Source organism: Ruegeria sp. AD11(2025), from assembly GCF_056542405.1.
Genome location: NZ_JBQFZU010000076.1, coordinates 1 through 3,626, shown reverse-complemented (window position 1 = coordinate 3,626; position 3,626 = coordinate 1). Strand labels below are relative to the sequence as shown.

Annotated in this window: 3 protein-coding genes; all 3 read left to right on the top strand. The window is 63.7% G+C overall.

Annotated elements, in window-relative coordinates; genetic code table 11:
• A partial coding sequence (locus ACR1XY_RS24215; RefSeq protein ID WP_480597316.1) for a glycine cleavage T C-terminal barrel domain-containing protein occupies positions 1–240 on the top strand: 240 nt, incomplete at its 5' end.
• Positions 241–257: 17 nt separating this feature from the next.
• Positions 258–623: a glycine cleavage system protein GcvH gene (gcvH, locus tag ACR1XY_RS24210; RefSeq protein ID WP_480597314.1), complete on the top strand. Its 366-nt coding sequence runs from the start codon at positions 258–260 to the stop codon at positions 621–623.
• A 115-nt stretch (positions 624–738) separates the two neighbouring features.
• On the top strand, positions 739–3,594 hold the full coding sequence (gene gcvP / locus ACR1XY_RS24205; protein WP_480597312.1) for an aminomethyl-transferring glycine dehydrogenase: 2,856 nt from the start codon (positions 739–741) through the stop codon (positions 3,592–3,594).
• Positions 3,595–3,626 lie beyond the last annotated feature (32 nt).

The following is a 3,626-nucleotide window of genomic DNA, read 5'->3' as shown; positions in this document are numbered from 1 at the left end:
AAGCCGGAAGGCCGCGCACCTGCGCGCCAGGGCGTGGAAATTCAGTGCGCTGAAGGAAACACCATCGGTCAGATCACCTCGGGCAGCTTTGGTCCCACGGTCGGCGGCCCGGTGGCGATGGGCTATGTGTCCGCCGGTCACGGCGAGCCGGGCGAGACGGTGAACCTGATCATCCGGGGCAAGGCACAACCGGCGCAGATCGTGGCGCTGCCCTTTGTCAAACAGAATTACAAGCGTTGAAGTCAGGAGAGAGAGACATGGCAACCTATTATTCCGAAGAGCATGAATGGCTGACCGTTGAGGGTGACACGGCCACTCTGGGCATCACCAAACATGCCGCCGAGCAGCTGGGCGAGGTGGTCTTTGTCGAGCAGCAGGACGCGGGCGAGGAATTTGCCAAGGATGGTGAGATCGGCGTGATCGAATCCGTCAAGGCGGCCTCCGAGCTTTATGCGCCGGTCGATGGCGAGATCGTCGAGGTCAACGAGGCGCTGGCCGACAACCCCGGTGCGCTGAACGAAGACCCCGAGGGCGAGGCCTGGATCTACAAGATCAAGATCACGGATGCGTCGCAGCTGGAAGACCTGATGGACGAAGCCGGCTACAAGGCCTTCATCGGCTGAGCCTCTGCCGGGGTCCTGACCCGGGACCCCACCCGTTCGGGCCAAGCCGGCCCGCATTCTACCCGGAGGCTCTCGCGGCCTCCGCCGGACCTGACTTATTCATAGGAGCGCTGCAATGGCCTTCAAACTGACCGACTACGAAGCCTATGACTTTGCCAATCGCCGCCATATCGGGCCCAGCCCGACCGAGATGCGCGACATGCTCAAGGTGATCGGCTTCAAGACGCTGGACGAGCTGATCGACGCCACCGTTCCGCCCGCGATCCGCCAGAAAGAGCCGCTGGACTGGGGTCCGGCGATGACCGAACGGGATGCGCTTTTCCACATGCGCGAGGTGGCCGGCAAGAACAAGGTTCTGACCTCGCTGATCGGTCAGGGCTATTATGGCACCACCACCCCGGCGCCGATCCTGCGCAACATCCTGGAAAACCCGGCCTGGTATACAGCCTACACCCCTTATCAGCCCGAGATCAGCCAGGGCCGGCTTGAGGCGCTGTTGAACTTCCAGACCATGGTCAGTGATCTGACCGGGCTGGACGTGGCCAACGCCTCGCTGCTGGACGAAGCCACCGCTGCCGCCGAAGCCATGGCAATGGCCAAGCGCGGCGGCCGGTCCAAGGCCAACAATGCGGCCTTCTTTGTCGACCGCAACTGCCACCCGCAGACCATCGCGGTGATCAAGACCCGCGCCGAGCCTCTGGGTATCGACGTACAGGTGGGCGACCCCGACAGCCTCGACGCAGGCGCAGTTTTTGGCGCGATCTTCCAGTATCCGGGCACCCACGGCCATGTGCGCGACTACACCGCCGAGATCGCGGCGCTGCACGAACATAAAGCCATCGCCATTGTCGCCGCCGACATCCTGTCGCTGGCGCTGCTGAAAAGCCCTGGTGAGATGGGCGCGGATATCGCCATTGGCTCGACCCAGCGTTTTGGCGTACCGATGGGCTATGGCGGCCCGCACGCCGCTTATATGGCGACCACCGACAAGCTGAAGCGCTCGATGCCGGGCCGGATCATCGGTGTCAGCATCGACAGCCGCGGCAACAAGGCCTATCGCCTGTCGCTGCAAACCCGCGAGCAACACATCCGCCGCGAGAAAGCCAACTCGAACGTCTGTACCGCGCAGGCGCTGCTGGCGGTGATCGCCTCGATGTATGCCGTGTACCACGGCCCCGACGGTATCAAGGCCATCGCGCAATCGGTGCATCGCAAAACCTCGCGCATGGCGGCCGGTCTGGAAGAGGCGGGCTTCTCGGTCGAACCTGAGGTGTTCTTCGACACCATCACGGTCGAGGTCGGCCATCTGCAGAACGTCGTGATGGAGGCCGCCGTGGCCCGGGGCGTCAACCTGCGCAAGGTCGGCGACAGCAAGGTGGGCATCAGCCTGGACGAACAGACCCGCCCCGAGACCATCGAGGCCGTCTGGGGGGCCTTCGGCATCGACCGCAAGGATGACAGCTCGAACAAGCAATACCGCCTGCCGGATTATGCGCTGCGCGAAAGCGCCTATCTGACCCACCCGATCTTCCACCAGAACCGGGCCGAGGCCGAGATCACGCGGTACATGCGCCGTCTGGCCGACCGTGACCTGGCGCTGGACCGCGCGATGATCCCGCTGGGCTCGTGCACCATGAAGCTGAACGCGACGATCGAGATGATCCCGGTCACCTGGCCCGAGTTCTCCAACCTGCATCCGTTTGTGCCGCAAGATCAGGCGCAGGGCTATCACGAGATGATTGCCGACCTGAACGACAAGCTGTGCCAGATCACCGGCTATGATGCGATCAGCCAACAGCCCAATTCGGGCGCACAGGGCGAGTACGCAGGCCTGCTGACCATCCGCAACTATCACTTCGCCCGTGGTGAAGGGCACCGCAATGTCTGCCTGATCCCGACCTCGGCGCATGGCACCAACCCGGCCTCGGCCCAGATGGTGGGCTGGCAGGTTGTGCCGGTGCAGGCGGATGACAAGGGAAACATTGATCTGAATGACTTCCGCGCCAAGGCCGAGAAGCATTCCGATCATCTGGCCGCCTGCATGATCACCTACCCGTCCACCCATGGCGTGTTCGAGACCACCGTGCAGGAGGTCTGCCAGATCACCCATGACCATGGCGGTCAGGTCTATATCGACGGCGCCAACATGAACGCCATGGTCGGCCTGTCGCGCCCCGGTGACATTGGCGGCGATGTCAGCCACCTGAACCTGCACAAGACCTTCTGCATCCCCCATGGCGGCGGCGGCCCCGGCATGGGTCCGATCGGCGTCAAGGCGCATCTGGAAGAGCACCTGCCCGGCCACCCGGAATACGGCACCGCCGTGGGTCCGGTCTCGGCGGCACCGTTTGGTTCGCCTTCGATCCTGCCGGTCAGCTGGGCCTATGTGCTGCTGATGGGCGGTGCGGGTCTGACGCAGGCGACCAAAGTGGCGATCCTGAACGCCAACTACATCGCGGCACGTCTGCAGGATGCCTATCCGATCCTCTACACGTCCGAGTCGGGCCGTGTGGCGCATGAATGCATCCTCGACACCCGTCCGCTGGACGCCGAGGCGCATGTCACCGTGGACGACATCGCCAAACGTCTGGTGGATTCAGGCTTCCACGCGCCGACCATGTCCTGGCCGGTGGCCGGAACCCTGATGGTCGAACCGACGGAATCGGAACCCATGGCGGAGCTGGACCGCTTCTGCGACGCCATGCTCTCGATCCGGGCCGAGGCGCAGGACATCATCGACGGCAAGATCGACGCGGAGAACAACCCGCTGAAAAACGCCCCCCACACGGTGCGCGATCTGGTCGGCGACTGGGACCGCCCCTACACCCGCGAACAGGCCTGCTTCCCGCCGGGCTCCATGGGCGTCGACAAATACTGGTCCCCCGTCAACCGCGTCGACAACGCATACGGAGACCGAAACCTCGTCTGCACATGCCCCCCAATGGACGCATACCAAGACGCAGCAGAATAATAATCAGATCCCCCCCGCCAAAATGGCGGGGG